This window comes from Paenibacillus sp. FSL M7-1046, assembly GCF_038007405.1.
Taxonomy (GTDB): Bacteria; Bacillota; Bacilli; order Paenibacillales; family Paenibacillaceae; genus Paenibacillus_AQ.
In genome coordinates this window covers 3,654,701-3,668,618 of record NZ_JBBOXB010000001.1, presented here as the reverse complement: position 1 = coordinate 3,668,618, position 13,918 = coordinate 3,654,701, and the positions used below count along the sequence as shown (strand labels likewise).

The window sequence follows — 13,918 nt, the reverse complement described above, 5'->3', positions numbered from 1 at the left end:
ATCGCTTAAGCCTAGCCGCCCATAGAAGTGATCAAACCGCGGAGCAGTCCGTGATAACGGGCATTGGTCGCGGCGGCTTCAGCCATAATCACATCATAATGCTTAAGGGTTCCCATGCCGCTGTGGCGGCGGTACGCCGTTAAAGACTGGTTCAGCATAATCGGAGGATATCCGTTCAGAATCGCCCGGAACCACAGATCATAATCATGTGTGTAGGGCAGTGCTTCATCAAACAGACCGATAGCGCCGAACAGTTCCCGCTTGAACATTACCGTACAGCCGTTAATCGGATTCCCCTGAAGAAAGCAGCGTAGATAGTCCAGGTGATTCGAGAATACCGCCGCCGCGTTCATTTCGGTCAGTTGTGATTCTCCGTTGATAAAATTAAAGTTCGTGTAAGTGATAAGCAAACGGTTCTGTTCCATGAACAGAACCTGATTGTTGATCTTGTCACGGTAGAACATATCGTCTGAGCTAAGCCAGACGACATAGTCACCTGTAGCATAGTTGATGCCGTGGTTCAGCGCGGAAGCGGTGCCTCCATTGCTTTTGCCGAGATAATGAATCTTAGGCAGATAGGGCATAATCCGGTCCATATGAGCTGTGGAGCCGTCATCGACGACGATGATCTCATAAGGCTGCCAGGATTGGGACAAGGCGCTTTGCAGCGCCTGTTCAATATAAGGACAATTATAAAAAGGAATTATCACCGATACTTTTGGATTCATTACATCCTTCCTTCCCTACTGGCACGATAAAAGTCCACAATATCTGCAAGCGACTTCTCAAGCGGGATTGCCGCACTCCAGCCGAGTGCAGTTACATTGTCTTCAGATGTTTCAGGTTGCGTGACCGAACCGTGCAACACTCCGGCGTCTGCTTCCGCATGAACCCCAGCTTCCGGACCCCAGTCCATTCCAACCGGTACCGCGGCATGAGCCAGCAGCTTCTCCGCGATCTCCCCCAGCGTGCGCTGCTTCCCGGAATCGATCCGGTAGACCTTTCCGGTCTCTCCCTTGCGCAGGATATAGTCATAGGCCCTTACGGCGTCGCGCACATCCAGAAAGTCCCGTAATTCAATCCGTGAAGAAAGCCTGAAAGGCGGAATCTCTTCGTCCGTACCCGAGACGGCTTCACTCCGCACAATATGCTGAGCAAGCAGGGAGCAGAAGCCGGTGGAGGGACCGGGGCCGATCAGGTTGCACGGCTCTGCCAGCAGAACGGGCTGCTTGAACAGAGTTCCCCAGGCGAGCGATACCAGTTCCTCCAGTGTTTTGCTGAGGCTGTAGGGATGCGGCGGACCCACAGCGGTTCCGGGTCTGTACTTGAGCCGGGAGCCGGCCACCAGAATACGGCTGGCCGGCTGGGCACGCAGCGCCTCAAGCAGATACAGGGTTGCCATAACATTTGTTTCCATATAAAGCAGGGGATCCCGCCACGACTCCGGTACTGAATTTCTGCCTCCCAGATGCAGGACTTCATCTGGCCGGACCTGCCCGATCATGTCATGGACCGCCTTGCGGTCGCTTAAATCGCAAACATATTGCTGAACCCCCTCCGGAAAAACGGCGGACTCCGCTGCCGGACGGCGCACTACAGCGGTCACTTCCGCTCCGCCAGCCTTGAAATAGGCAACGGCGTGCCGGCCGGTAAATCCTGCGGCTCCGGTAATCAGCAGTTTCCGCCCCTTCATGTGGACATCTCTGAGCGTTGCATCCAATCAGCCAGCTCTGCCAGCATTTCCGGATAGGAAGGCAACTGGATCTGGACATCAGCTCTTGTGTTTACCAGTGTACGGTCCTGAATATGCACATCTTCGGGAATGATCTCAACATCTTCCTTATGGAATGCGTACTGCAGATGCCGGAGCAGTTCATATTTACTGACCGGTTGGGGATGGGCCAGATGAATCAGTCCGGATACCTCTGATTCCAGCAAGCCATCCACCGCCTTGGCCAGCTCGAGTGTCGTCACGCCATTCCACATGACCCGTTCATAGCCGGAGACCGGCCCTTTCTGGGATAGAAACCACTCCATCAGGCCGATGCCGCCGGAGCGGATTTCGGGTCCGATAATGGAGGTGCGGATCGTTAAATGGCCGGTCGCACGGATCTCTCCGAGACTCTTGGTAATCGCATATACAGAAGTGCCGTCAGGCGTATCATCCTCCGTGTAACGGCCGCGTGTTCCTTCGAACACGCAGTCGGTACTGATGTGGATCAGCCGGGCATGAACGGCATCTGCCGCACGGCGCAGCCGGTGGGGAAGAAATCCGTTCACATGGTAGGCCCCGATCCGGTCACGCTCCGCAAATTGATTCAGTACTCCCAGCGCATTGATAATGCAGTGGGGAGAGACGATTTCGACCAGTTTCTCCACTCCGGCGATATCGTCAGCATCTACATACAGCCCGCCAAGATCACTCTTATCCCGGGTTGTATGGAAGACGTGATGTTTGCCCTGGCGGCGAAAATACGCCGCCAGCATATGACCCGCCATACCGTTTCCGCCGAGGATAAGCAGCTTCATTGGAGGAAACCTCCCCGGATCAGGATATTCTTGATCTCCTCCTGGTCCATCAGGTTGTTCTCCGAGCTAAAGCTGTTGAAGGAAACATGCGGATAGCTGCTGTAGTGGGCTTTCAGCTCCGGCATATCCAGCGTAGGGAGAATAACAAGATACTGCTCATCGTAAACGACGGTGGTCAAGCTCTCGAAGTCGCTCATCAGGATTTCATGGATTTTCTCACCGGGGCGGATACCTGTTTCAACAATGCTTACATCCCGTCTTCCCGAGTCTTCGATCAGCACCTCGGCCAGATCGACAATCCGGCAGGTCGGCATCGTCATGACGAAGATTTCTCCGCCAATGCTGACCTCGGACGCTTTGAACAGCAGGGTGATGGCATCGCGCAGGGTGAAGAAGAAGCGGGTCATTTTCATATCTGTAATGCGCACCTGGCCCTTATCCCTAATCTGCTTCATGAACAGATGGACCACGCTGCCGTTCGTCCCCAGCACATTGCCGCCGCGTACGGTCACAAAGCGTGTGCTTGTGCCGAGCAGGTTCGCATACACAAACAGCTTTTCGCCGATCGCTTTGGTCATGCCATAGAAGTTAGACGGATTAGCCGCTTTATCGGTGGAGATGTAAATGGCTTTTTCTACATTATTGGCAATAGCTGCTTCAATGACGTTCTGGGTGCCGACGACATTCGTCTTGAGCGCTTCATACGGCTGATCTTCGCACACCGGAACATGCTTCAGCGCCGCAAGATGGAACACATAATCCACGCCGCGGCATGCGGCCACAAGAGCATCTTTGTCACGGATATCGCCGATGATGAAGGTGAGGCGGCTATCCTCATATTCGCGGCTCATCGACACCTGGGCTGACTCGCTGCGGGAGAAAATTACGATCTCCTTAGGATTTTGCGGCAGAAGCTGCCGGATGAGTTCATGCCCCCAGGAACCGGTTCCGCCTGTGACCATAATCCGTTTATTATTGAACATGCAGGTTCCCTCCAAGCAAAAATTTAACTACCTTTGCCGAGACATCCGGTGTCATGTAGCCTTCCGGTGCCTCCCATTCCGGACTCAGCGACGTCATCAACCGGGTACAGCGCAGAATGCTGTTCTGCTCTACTCCCGACACTACATTACTGCCGCAATCCACCGTCTCCGGACGTTCTGTCGTCCTGCGGATCGTTACGGTCGGCACTCCCATCAGGCAGCATTCCTCCTGGACGGTTCCGCTGTCGGTAATTGCACAGAGGGCATAACGCTCCAAATGGACAAAATCGAAAAATCCGAAAGGATCATGGAATTCCACAAGAGGGTTCATCTTTAGCGGGAATTGCTCCGTCAGCTTGGAGCGTGTGCGGGGATGGATACTGCAGATCAGGCGGATTCCAAAATGTTCAGCCACAAGGCACAGGCCGGACATAATTTGCAGCAGTGATTCGGGATCATCGACATTCTCGGCGCGATGGGCAGTGACTAGAAAATAATGGCCTGCCGTAAGATTCAGCCGGGCCAGAATATCGCTGGCTCTAATTTGCTCTTCATAATGTGTAATGACCTCGTGGATCGGATTGCCGGTTAATACGATACGCTGGCTGGGGAAACCTTCACTCAGCAGATGCCGTTTGCTCTGCTGCGTATATGGCATATTAATGGTCGAAACGGCATCTATAACACGGCGGTTTTTCTCCTCCGGCACTTTCAAATCGTAACAGCGGTTCCCCGCCTCCATATGCACGACCGGGATACCCATGCGCTCCGCGAGAATTGCACACAGCGCACTGTTGGTATCGCCGAGCAGCAGCACCCGGTCCGGCTGTTCTTTGAGCAGAATGCTTTCCAGGCTTCCGAACATGGCGGCAAGCTGCCCGCCAAGCCCGGCTTGCTTATCCTGCAGCACATAATCCGGTGCCCGCAGCCCCAGCTCTTCAAAGAATATCCCGCTGAGACTGGCGGTGAAGTTCTGTCCCGTATGCACCAGCACATGCCGCTCCGCATGCTCATCGAGCAGCGGAATTATGACGCTGAGGCGGATGATTTCGGGCCGTGTGCCCAAAATCGTCATGATCTTCATGGGTTCACTCCCCTACCTTGTTTGAGTATAACTTGCTGTATTTCACCCACTGCGGGGAGGTGCACCCGCAGTGTTCACGCCGCTTTGCGGCGGCTCTTCCCACGCCGGCGTGCGCGGCTGCCTGTGCGGCGGGATTTGCCGCCGCTGCCCTTCCGGCGTGCCGGCCGCGCCGTACGCCGCTTGCGGCCCGGGCGCCCGCTGCGGCGCGCCCGGGCTTTGGCGCGGCGCAGCTTGCCGCGCCGGAGCCTCGCTCTGCGCAGCCGTGTTGCGCGGCGCGAGTGGCCCTTGCCCGGCGGCGGCTGCTCCGGCTGCTCCGGCGGCGGCGGTGGCGGTGGTGGTGGTGGTTCCGCCGCCGCCACGGGTTCGCTGCTGCCCGGCGCTTCGCTTACGGGCAGTTGCACAGGCGCTCCGCCAGAGAGCGGCTCGGCGGGCTCGCTGCAGATTGGCAGCTCTACCACCGCTGCCGTGCAGTAACGGAGCTGCCAGCGCTCCGCCAGCCCCAGCAACCGTGCCCTGTAGGCCGCCGGACCGTATACGGCATCAACGCGCTCCCGCGACTGGCTGCCGATGGCTGCCGCCAGTCCCGGCTCCGCCAGCAGCGCCTTTACCCGGTCAGCCAACGCCTCGATATCCTCCGTCGGAGCGAGTTGGTTGCCGCAGCCGGCCATGTGCAGAATCTCCTGCAGCCCGCCGGAATCATAGGCGACCACCGGTTTGCCGAAGGCCATTCCCTCCAGGGCGGTCATGCCGAAACCCTCACGGATCAGGCTGGGAACAACCAGCAGATCCATTGCGCAATAGGCCGAAGGCAGACATTCTTCATATCCCGCGAACTTGAACCGGGAGGTCAGTCCCTCCAGCTTCACCTTGCGCACACAGCGGTCATAGTAGTTTTTGTCTCCGGGAGTACCAATGACGAGATACTTCGCCTTCGGATACTGTTCACTGACAAGGACGGCCATCTTGACGAAATGCTCCAGCCCCTTCTCCTTGTTGATGAAGGAGGAAATATATCCGATCAGCGGTTCATCCGGAGACACCTTGAGCTCACTCCGCCGTTCCCCCCGGAGCTTGCTCCAGGCTTCCATCATCAACTCTTTATCATTCCAGGACGGCGGGAGCTGAGTTACCTTGCCCTCGCGGATATCCGCCGGGAAACAGGCCGCAGCCGTATGCGAAATTGCCAGAATTTCATCGCTGTTCCTGTGGATCAGGTCTACACTGATCGGGGTGAACTCATTGTCCGTAATCGTCTCGGAAATCTTCCAGACCACCGGGATGCCAAGCGACTTCGCCGCCATTGCCGGCAAAGCATGCACACAAGTGCTGGAGATAATAAATGCCGGACGCAGACCAGCCAGCCAGTCTGTCATTTCTTGATATTCCCGGCTTTCCTGAAATTTGCGGATATCCGCTTCCAGTCCGGCATAAGGAGTGTACATTCCGTAGACGAGAGGAATCGACAGCAACTCTACATTCAGGCCGAAGCTGCGGGCCTGGCGCGTCAGCTTGCCGTCCTGGGGCGCTACGAGAATACAGTTAAAGTATGGAGACAGCTCCCGGCCGAAGAACAGCAGCAGCTTCTCCGCACCCGTAATACTGCGCGTATTGGAAACATGGGAAAAGAGGACGATTGTAGCTTTGTCGGCCATGGTGTTTCGGCGCTCCTTGGCAAGAGGCCTCGAGCGACCATTCACCTCCCTAAAAGTTTTACGAAGCATTAGCTACGGGACAGTTCTTCATGTAAAACTCGCTTCGAAAGCACTGAATCACTTGGAGAAGCGCACTTTGCAGGCAAACGCCAAGGTCAGGTTACTTCACCAGTATATTGAGGGGGCACAGATGCCGGCACGACACCTGTCCCCTGATATACGCACATTTCCTGGTATTTTGTCCCTTTATCGGTTAGCCATAGATTACTTTCAACAGCTGATTCAGGCGTTTCGTGTAGGTGTGATCCTTCAGGGTCCGTTCAAAAGCGCGCAAGGCCATTTCCCGGCGCTCTTCTTCATGGGTCAGGTAATAGTGGACTTTTTCCATCAATTCCAGCGGGCTGGAGAAGGTGTCGATTTCTTCTCCGATCTTATAGAAGGAGCCCATATCATCTCTGGCATCACTCAGCTGCAGTGTGCCGCTGGCCGCGATCTCGAAGGTGCGCGGGTTAGGCGAAGCCGCGGGAATAACCAGCGCATTGTTGTTGGCATCCTCGTCCACATGGGAACGGTGAAGGTTAATGACAATTTTGGAGCCGCTGTACGTGGTGGCTGTCTCCTGCGGCGACATCCACTTCCCGACTTCGATGCGGTCTCCATAGAGCGGAGCCTCGGGCAGACGATCCCACCAGATGCCGTTGATCACAGTGTTGTAGCTCATCAGCTCCGGCATAATATTGCGGAAGAACTCAATCCGGTTCCAGTAAGCGGAGCCGATGAAGCTGATATCCCGGCATACCGGAGAACGCCCTGTCGTCGGACGATAGTGCTCCCTGTGGGCGGCAAAGGGCAGGTAATGTACTTCTGTGCAGCCGAGGCCACGGTAGATTTCCACGCAATTGCGCTCCAGGGTGAATACGTAGTCGTAGTGCGTCACAATTTTCATGGTGAAATCGGTGTAATACGGATCATCGGTCAGCCAGATCGCCGTCTTGATGCCTCTGCTCCGCAGGACGGAGAGTTGCTCCAGCGGCAAATCAAGGCCGTCCAGCACCAGCATCAGATCGGGGGACTGCGCCGTGGCAAGCTCAATAAGATCCTGGCGCACATCGGTAACCGTGACCTTTACGGTTAATTTCTGCAAGGCGTAAAGAACCGCATCGTCCAGCGGCGAATACGGATAGCCTTTACCCGAGGCTACGTACATGACATGAATATTGCGGACCGGAAGCAGCTGTTCCGGACGGCCGTCCAGAATGGCGAGTCTTCCCCGCAGATAGCCCTCGTCATACCCTACCTTGAAGCCGGTCAACCGTCCGCGCAGCTTTTCTTCTTCCGCAGGCGTCCGCGGCATAGGCGGTGCGGGCATAATAAATTCAGTCTTCATGAGTATTCGCTCCTTCATCCCATTTTGGAATTCACACTTGTGCTGTAAGAACATTCAATAATTGAGGCAAACGCGCCATAAACGTATGGTTGCGCAAGGTTGTCTGCAGCCCCCGCAATGCAATCAGGCGGCGCTCCTTCTCATGAACCAAATAGTATTCGATTTTGCGCTGCAGCTCTTCAGCAGAGCCAAAAGTCTCCATGTCAAACCCCGGCCGGTAGAAGCGGTCCAGATCTTCACGGATATCGGTCAGCTGCATTGTTCCGCAAGCACTGATTTCATAGGTCCGAGGATTGATGGAACGGGACGGCAATTGAAAGGAATTCCGGTTATCCTGTCCCCCCTCCCATGGACGGTGAATATTGATGACCAGCTTTGACCCGCTATAGTAATTCGCTGTCTCCTCAGGCGGAATAAATCCGTCCTTAATAAAAGGTGAGAGCTCCTCAAACTGGGTCAGACGCTCCCAGAACCCGCCGGCGATCAGCACCTTTTTGTCCTTCAGAAAAGGAGCCAGCCCATCAAACAGCTCCGTCCGGTTGCGGAAGGCGTTGCCGATGAACACCACATCATATTGATATTGCGGATCGGTGCGGCGCGGATAGAACATTTGCGGATTCACACAGAGCGGAAGATAATGGACAGAAGCCACCCCAAGTGAGCGGTAGAATTCCACACAGCCCAGCTCATGCGTAAACACATGGTCGTAATGCTGGCTGATAACAGAAGTATCTTTGGTAAAATAAGGATCATCTACAAACCAGATTGCCGTAGAAATACCCAATTTTTTGATTTCGGTAATTTGCTCCAAATGGTTCTCGGGAAACACATGCAGCCCGTTCATAACAAGTACCGCTCCCGGCATTTCGCGTGCCGCAACTTCCAGCATGGTTTCCGGAGTGCTTAAGACCAATTCACTAACCAGCTGTCCAAGCGCCTCCGTTACACCTGCGTCTATGGCTTGAAACCCCTGGGGAACGTACATTAGCTTAAGCGGGCGGCACTCCTGCCCTGCCTCCGGAGAATTCAGGCGTTTCACGGCTTCACACAAGCCAAGACGGTATCCCTCCTGATATCCGTCCCTATATTCCTGCGGACGCTCTGTTCTCTTTTTAACTTTCACGGCTTTCACCCTGCCCCGTCATATTCTCAAGACAGTATAACTATATGCGGAGTCAGCGTTCGCCTCATGGACACCTGTCTGTATTACGGCGAAATTGGCTGATGCCCCCTGTCATCCACCCGGGTTGCCCGAACCTTTGCAGAATTTATCCACTCAGGCTACACTGAAGACAAGCCAATTGAGCGTGCAAGATATCATTCGTAAGTAGGGAGAGTGGGAGAATGAATACTATGAATAATGCCATGCTCTACGTCCGCCATGCGGAGCTGCTTCGCGATAAGGTTCCTTCCTTCCAGACTTATCCGTTTCATTTGCCGGCGGTGCGAGATCTCCATCGTCTGGAGTTTCAGAAGCAGGTTACTTTTCTGGTAGGGGAGAACGGAACGGGAAAATCAACCTTGCTGGAGGGGATTGCGGCGGCATGGGGCTTTAATCCGGAAGGCGGGACACTCAACTTCTCATTTAACACCCGTTCCTCACATTCCCATCTGTATGAATTCTTCCGTATTGCCAAAGGGGTACGGCGTCCAAAGGACGGCTTCTTCCTGCGTGCGGAGAGCTATTACAATGTGGCGACTTATATTGACGAATTGGATGAGGACCCGGACCCTATAGCAGGCAACTTCATCAAGGATTCTTACGGGGGCAAATCATTGCATGAGCAGTCGCATGGCGAATCCTTTTTTTCCACCTTTGTTCACCGTTTTGGCGGTCAAGGCCTCTACATTCTCGACGAGCCGGAGGCTGCCTTGTCCCCGTTGCGGCAGATGTCGCTGCTGGTGCGGATGCATGAGCTGGTGCAGCAGCATTCGCAGTTCATTATCGCCACACATTCACCTATCCTGATGTCCTATCCGGGCGCAGATATCTATCTCCTGGGAGAGGAAGGCATCCGGCAGGCCGCATTGGAGGATACGGAACATTACACTGTAACCAAGGCGTTCCTGAACGACCGCCAAGGGATGCTCCGCGAGCTGCTGAGCGACGGCTAACTGGCGTTATCTGGCTTATCACAGTGCCAAGAGTATCCCCAAGCAGACTAAGCGGAACAAAATTACACAATAGTGAATACGCTTGCTATTTAAAGCTTGGACCTATCGTGACACATATTGTGGTACACGTCCTCTCATTTTGCCATCTAACCCTCATACGGTGAAATCAAGTGCACATCTACCTCTCATTACCACATCTAGCCCTGATACGGCGAAATCAAGTGCACTTCTACCCCTTCCCCACCTAGCCCGCATTCGGTGAAATCAAATGCACCTTTACCTCTCATAATTTCCTGTACATAAAAAAAGACACCCTAACGGCTGCCGTTAAAGTGTCTTCATCTATAAAATTGCTTCCTATTATACTCTAGTAGAGCTGATCATCCTTGTCCGTGAGGCAATCGGTATACTCGTTCAGAAGAGCATCCAGCTTTACGGATTGGCGAAGCACTCTTAAATCATTCATTCCATACTCAATGGCCATTCTATTCAATTCCTGTCTTGCCTGTTCAATTCTATCCTTGTGTTCATCATTTCCCATAGCGGCCCCCTTATTGGATGAGGCTGTTTCAAGCCGATTTCTTGTTATTTACTAAAGTTCCAAACACATTGTATTCCATAATCAGTTAAGGGTCAATTCCTCTGCAGAATGCCAAGTTGGGTAAGTTTTCAGCGCCTAACGTTTTTGGCCCGTAAAGTATTTTCCTGCGCCTGCGAGCTTATGCACCACCCAGCCCAGCATGGCTACGGCCATCATATCAAAGCACACATTGAACAGGAATAAATGCTTGCCGATATCCGCACGTCCGTCGCCCAGGATCGGTACCAGGAAGGAGAACAACCCGATCAGGCCCAGCAGCATCATTAGCTCACCGGCTATCCGTCCGCGTAATTCGCGGGTACGGAAATATTCGAACAGCACTCCGCCGTAATACACCAGATAGAACAAAACGAGGAAACCGAGGGTATGCGGAATATGGTTGTTTTTAAGCTGACTCCAAGCGCTGTAAGTATAGGCGAGCGCACCTGCCGGCTTATTCTCGCTCTTCTCATAGCTACCTAGATAATAAGGGCGGATAGACATACTGTTCTCAGCAGCGTATTTCATATTGTCTATCAAGCGGGAAGGATGTTTTAAATAGAAGAACAACACGTCCTTATGGGACATCCGGTCATAGAAATCCGGCGTCAGCGAAGGATCATCCTGCTTGATGGCTGTATCTCCCTGAAAATAATTCGTACCCGCCAGCACCTCCAGCCGCTCCGGCAATCCCAGATCGCGCAAATCCCCCCGCACATCCGGCGACTCATTTAGAATCCCGAAAAATACCGTTTGATAGAGATTGATATGCTTCAGTTCCTTGGGTGCCCCCACATACATAATGACTGACACAAGAAATACCGCTACCGCAAACCACCGGGCCAGCTTTTTCCAGCTGCCTGATCCCTTGAGTGCGGCCATCCGCAGGAAGATCAGCGCAAATGCTATGCCCACCGGCGCGTTTTGGATTTTGGAGCAGATCAGGAACAGCACGGCAATAAAGAACACCGTCAGCCCTTTGGGGGTAGGATGTTCCTGTCCGGCAAGTCTCAGACCCAGCGCAAATGTGAGCAGCATAAATACCATCGACACGGGTTCGCCGAACAGCGAATTGAAATAAGCCAAATATCCGATGTCATAAAAAACAAACAGCATTCCCGCACCCAGCACCAGTCCCGTAATGTAGGAACGGCCTGTGCCCAGCTTAACAATCAGCCAGGTGGCTGCCAGCAGCAGGAGGGCATAAACGGCACCCAGCAGGCGAATATCGAAATAGCTGCCGTGGAAAAGGCCGGAAATGAGCCTTGGCACCAGCACAAGCAAAATTTGCGACGAAGGATAAAACCCCCGGAACAGATTATCATAAGAAAATCTGGAATGGCTGAAGCTGAAAAAGCGGTCAGCATAACCTTCCACAGCCTCATAGTAATTCAAGCCGATCGTATTCATCATACGCAGAAAGTCGCCATTGTCGGCAACTCCGACGAACGGCTTCAGGAACAGCAGATAAATAATCAGCCCGCCCCCGGCAAGAGCCGCCAGTACCTCTGCCTTCAATAGTCTTTTCATAGTCTCCCCCTAGCGCTGCGGAAGCAGCTTCACATATTCATCAGACAGGCCCATCAGCTTCAGAATATAGTCATAGTCTTGTTTGTATGAACTGAAATCCTTCACAGGCTCCAGCGTATCCAGCGAAACGGCTTCACCGTCTTCGAAGCCTTTACCCGGCACGAACATAATTTCATCATTAAAAAAGGAACCCGTAGGGAGATAGTAACGCATGCCCACTACATTGTGGTCAACATTAAGCAGATCCTGCCCGAACGCCGTATAACCTTCTTCTTTCAGCGGAATCCCCAGCAAATTGGCCAGAGTCGGAACGAAATCCATTTGGCCTCCGGTCCGGTCCACGACCCGCCCCTGCTCCATGCCCGGAACATGAATAATAAGCGGGATGTTGAATCGGCTGACCCGCGAATCATATTTCGTTCCCAGCGCAGCTTCCACCTGCTCCGGCGGCACATCCTTAGGCTGCAGTCCAAAGTGATCGCCGTACAGCATCAGCACGGTGTTCTCCCACAGCCCGCTTTGCTTCAGTCCTTCAATCAGCGTCCCGATGGCATAGTCAGTGTAATTGATTGCCGTTAAATAATCGCCCAGCATGGTATCCTGCAAATCCTCCGGCAGCGTTATTCTTTTGGCAGCATCAGGGATCTTGAACGGGTGGTGGCTGGAGGCGGTTACCAGCTGAGCATAAAAGGGTGTCCCTTTCTGCTGCAGCTTCGCCAGCTCATCAACCGCTGTAATATACAGCTGCTCATCGGAAGCGCCGAAAGCATTGAAATGATCATTGGTATAATGGCCCTTATCATAATAGCCGTTAAAGCCCAGCGCCGGATACAGCTGATTGCGGTTCCAGAACCCCACCTTGTTCACATGAAAGGTGTAAGCTTCGTAGCCTTTGTCCCGCAAAAGACGGGGCAGACTCGGCAGCTCCCGGTCTCCGAAGCCCGTTGACATCGCCAGCGTGCCTATCGGATAGATCGAGGTATTGCTCATAAATTCAGCATCCGAGGTATTGCCCGGACCAATCTGCTGATAGACATGCGGAAAATAAAAGCCCTCTCCCGCTAAGCGGTTCAGCACCGGCGTTAATTCCTGACCGTCCAGCGACTGATGCAGCGGAAAATTCTGAAAGGCTTCCATCTGGATGACAATTACATTTTTGCCCTTTTGCGAGCCGAACAAATCCGGCACCGTCCCCGGGACCTTATCACTGTATGGATAAGAAGATTGAAGTTCCGTTACTTTGGCAATGGTATCCTTGATATCTCCGGTTCCAATCAGGCCATTATCCTCCTGGGCTTTGATCGCAGCCACCACTTCGTAATTCAGAAATCCGGCGCTCTCTGCCTGAACCAGCTCATTGGTAATTCCCTTTGCCGCATGTACGGAGTAGACCGACAGCGAAGCGCCGCCTATAATGGCGGCAAGAATGACGATCAGTTGGGCTCTCCGCCCACGGGGAGACCGCCAGCTCCGCACCGGATAAGCTGTACCTCTCCGCCATCTGCGGATCAAGGCGTACAGAATCATGATCACAATATCGGCAAAAAACAGGTAATCAATGTACTCGATTGTCGATTCCACGCTCTCTTTTACCGCAAAAACCTGATTCAGCTCATAGAAAGCCAAATAGGTCGGAACCGACCCGAAATGGTTAAAATAGACACTGGACGCAAACAGCAGCAGCGACAATATTCCGTTAAAGCTCCAGTAGACCCCCGTCTTCATCCGTCCCGGTACAATCAGCGCCAGAATCCCCATGATCAGCAGAACCGGAGCAATATCCGCCGCAATCCATTCCCAGGAAATCCGGTCGAAAAACAGTATTCTCAGCAGCAGCAGCTTCAGCCAGATCAATCCGGCCACAATAAAGAAATGGGCATGCACCAGCCCAATTTTGTTCTCGCTCATTAGTTCTCCTTATTCACCCGTAATCTCTTTTGTAAATTCCACTCTTATTTTCAGTAAAATATCAGATTTCTCTAGTATAGCAATACTTGTTATGTATATCAAAGAGGGATGCGGCCTCATGCAGGCACACATCCCTCTTAAAATACATTA

General features: G+C 53.2%; 12 protein-coding genes. 1 reads left to right on the top strand and 11 read right to left on the bottom strand.

Annotation, left to right across the window (positions count from 1 at the left end; translation table 11 throughout):
• Positions 1-11: 11 nt before the first annotated feature.
• From NYE29_RS16165 to NYE29_RS16130, 8 genes are all read right to left on the bottom strand, one after another.
• Positions 12-728 (bottom strand): glycosyltransferase family 2 protein, encoded by a 717-nt coding sequence (locus NYE29_RS16165; RefSeq protein ID WP_340896753.1) that lies wholly within the window; start codon positions 726-728, stop codon positions 12-14.
• A complete protein-coding gene (locus NYE29_RS16160; protein WP_340896752.1) occupies positions 728-1,720 on the bottom strand; it encodes an NAD-dependent epimerase/dehydratase family protein in 993 nt (330 codons plus the stop codon). The genes NYE29_RS16165 and NYE29_RS16160 overlap by 1 nt, the downstream gene beginning before the upstream one ends.
• Positions 1,690-2,529, bottom strand: a complete 840-nt coding sequence (locus tag NYE29_RS16155; RefSeq protein ID WP_076110793.1) for a dTDP-4-dehydrorhamnose reductase family protein — start codon at positions 2,527-2,529, stop codon at positions 1,690-1,692. The genes NYE29_RS16160 and NYE29_RS16155 overlap by 31 nt, the downstream gene beginning before the upstream one ends.
• The gene (locus NYE29_RS16150) at positions 2,526-3,512 is read right to left on the bottom strand and encodes a polysaccharide biosynthesis protein (RefSeq protein ID WP_076110794.1); all 987 of its coding nucleotides are present in this window, start codon (positions 3,510-3,512) and stop codon (positions 2,526-2,528) included. The genes NYE29_RS16155 and NYE29_RS16150 overlap by 4 nt, the downstream gene beginning before the upstream one ends.
• On the bottom strand, positions 3,502-4,596 hold the full coding sequence (gene wecB, locus NYE29_RS16145; RefSeq protein ID WP_038596003.1) for a non-hydrolyzing UDP-N-acetylglucosamine 2-epimerase: 1,095 nt from the start codon (positions 4,594-4,596) through the stop codon (positions 3,502-3,504). The genes NYE29_RS16150 and wecB overlap by 11 nt, the downstream gene beginning before the upstream one ends.
• 74 nt (positions 4,597-4,670) lie before the next feature.
• A complete protein-coding gene (locus NYE29_RS16140) occupies positions 4,671-6,248 on the bottom strand; it encodes a glycosyltransferase family 4 protein (protein ID WP_340896751.1) in 1,578 nt (525 codons plus the stop codon).
• 253 nt (positions 6,249-6,501) lie between these two features.
• Positions 6,502-7,635 carry a glycosyltransferase family protein gene (locus NYE29_RS16135; RefSeq protein WP_083675629.1) on the bottom strand — a complete coding sequence of 378 codons (1,134 nt, stop codon included), beginning with the start codon at positions 7,633-7,635 and terminating at the stop codon, positions 6,502-6,504.
• 31 nt (positions 7,636-7,666) lie between these two features.
• A complete protein-coding gene (locus NYE29_RS16130; RefSeq protein WP_439823164.1) occupies positions 7,667-8,767 on the bottom strand; it encodes a CgeB family protein in 1,101 nt (366 codons plus the stop codon).
• Positions 8,768-8,979: 212 nt separating this feature from the next.
• Here NYE29_RS16130 and NYE29_RS16125 point away from each other — a divergent pair, with 212 nt between their 5' ends.
• On the top strand, positions 8,980-9,750 hold the full coding sequence (locus tag NYE29_RS16125) for an AAA family ATPase (RefSeq protein WP_340896750.1): 771 nt from the start codon (positions 8,980-8,982) through the stop codon (positions 9,748-9,750).
• Positions 9,751-10,117: 367 nt separating this feature from the next.
• Here the strand turns inward: NYE29_RS16125 and NYE29_RS16120 are convergent, their stop codons facing one another.
• The 3 genes from NYE29_RS16120 to NYE29_RS16110 all read right to left on the bottom strand — a co-directional run bounded on the left by NYE29_RS16120 (position 10,118) and on the right by NYE29_RS16110 (position 13,768).
• On the bottom strand, positions 10,118-10,291 hold the full coding sequence (locus NYE29_RS16120) for an aspartyl-phosphate phosphatase Spo0E family protein (RefSeq protein ID WP_076110797.1): 174 nt from the start codon (positions 10,289-10,291) through the stop codon (positions 10,118-10,120).
• A 135-nt stretch (positions 10,292-10,426) separates the two neighbouring features.
• Positions 10,427-11,860, bottom strand: coding sequence for a glycan biosynthesis hexose transferase WsfD (wsfD, locus tag NYE29_RS16115; RefSeq protein WP_076110798.1), 1,434 nt, complete (start codon positions 11,858-11,860; stop codon positions 10,427-10,429).
• Positions 11,861-11,869: 9 nt separating this feature from the next.
• Positions 11,870-13,768, bottom strand: a complete 1,899-nt coding sequence (locus tag NYE29_RS16110) for an LTA synthase family protein (RefSeq protein WP_076110799.1) — start codon at positions 13,766-13,768, stop codon at positions 11,870-11,872.
• Positions 13,769-13,918 lie beyond the last annotated feature (150 nt).

Coding starts and splice junctions, on each gene's coding strand:
- NYE29_RS16120 (WP_076110797.1), bottom strand. CDS start 10,291: ATGGGAAATGATGAACACAAGGATAGAATTGAACAGGCAAGACAGGAA.
- NYE29_RS16125 (WP_340896750.1), top strand. CDS start 8,980: ATGAATACTATGAATAATGCCATGCTCTACGTCCGCCATGCGGAGCTG.
- NYE29_RS16110 (WP_076110799.1), bottom strand. CDS start 13,768: ATGAGCGAGAACAAAATTGGGCTGGTGCATGCCCATTTCTTTATTGTG.
- NYE29_RS16135 (WP_083675629.1), bottom strand. CDS start 7,635: ATGAAGACTGAATTTATTATGCCCGCACCGCCTATGCCGCGGACGCCT.
- wecB (WP_038596003.1), bottom strand. CDS start 4,596: ATGAAGATCATGACGATTTTGGGCACACGGCCCGAAATCATCCGCCTC.
- NYE29_RS16140 (WP_340896751.1), bottom strand. CDS start 6,248: ATGGCCGACAAAGCTACAATCGTCCTCTTTTCCCATGTTTCCAATACG.
- wsfD (WP_076110798.1), bottom strand. CDS start 11,860: ATGAAAAGACTATTGAAGGCAGAGGTACTGGCGGCTCTTGCCGGGGGC.
- NYE29_RS16150 (WP_076110794.1), bottom strand. CDS start 3,512: ATGTTCAATAATAAACGGATTATGGTCACAGGCGGAACCGGTTCCTGG.
- NYE29_RS16155 (WP_076110793.1), bottom strand. CDS start 2,529: ATGAAGCTGCTTATCCTCGGCGGAAACGGTATGGCGGGTCATATGCTG.
- NYE29_RS16165 (WP_340896753.1), bottom strand. CDS start 728: ATGAATCCAAAAGTATCGGTGATAATTCCTTTTTATAATTGTCCTTAT.